The organism is Vibrio sp. 378 (assembly GCF_033339435.1).
Genome location: NZ_JAWOUO010000467.1, coordinates 1 through 750, shown reverse-complemented (window position 1 = coordinate 750; position 750 = coordinate 1). Strand labels below are relative to the sequence as shown.

Sequence of the window (750 nt, the reverse complement as noted above, 5' to 3'; positions counted from 1 at the left end):
AAGCGGAGCGTGCTTAGTCATTTTTGACGGTAGCCCTGTTTATCCTTCTCACAAGGTACTGTGGAACCTTGCTCAAAATGCTGACGTGACCTTGTTTGGCACGTCGGCTAAATATCTAGAAGCGATTGAAAAAGCGCAATTCTCACCGAAAAGAGCCGATGCTTTCCCCGCACTCAAGACGATTTGTTCAACTGGCTCTGTACTTTATCCTGAGCAATTCGATTACGTTTACGAGCACTTAAAGGAAGACGTACATTTAGCGTCCATTGCTGGGGGCACAGATATTTGCGGATGTTTTGTATTAGGCAATCCGATATCACCAGTCTATCGAGGCGAGTGTCAATCTGCAGGCTTAGGCGTTGATGCGCAAGTATTTAATCCACAAGGTCACAGTGTCGTAGGTGAACGAGGTGAGCTGGTTTGCACCAATTCACTGCCGAATTTTCCTTCCGGGTTCTGGCGTGATTCAGGCGAGCGTTACCATCGCGCCTATTGGGATAAATTCGATAATGTTTGGCATCATGGCGACGATGTAGAAAAAAGTGAGGTTGGCGGTTTTGTCTTTTATGGCCGTAGTGACACCACTCTTAATCCAGGTGGCGTCAGAATTGGTACCGCAGAAATTTACCAACAGGTGAATGCTATTGATGGCATTGTCGACTCCATCGCAGTTGGGAAAGAAGTGGATCGAAATGAACAGATCTGGCTTTTTGTTCAATTAGCAAGCCAAGATGAGTTGGATGATGAGTT

Annotated in this window: 1 pseudogene; it reads left to right on the top strand. The window is 46.1% G+C overall.

Features of this window, described 5'->3' with window-relative positions:
• A pseudogene (locus R7Q48_RS26965) lies at nucleotides 1-750 on the top strand (acetoacetate--CoA ligase); the annotation flags it as partial.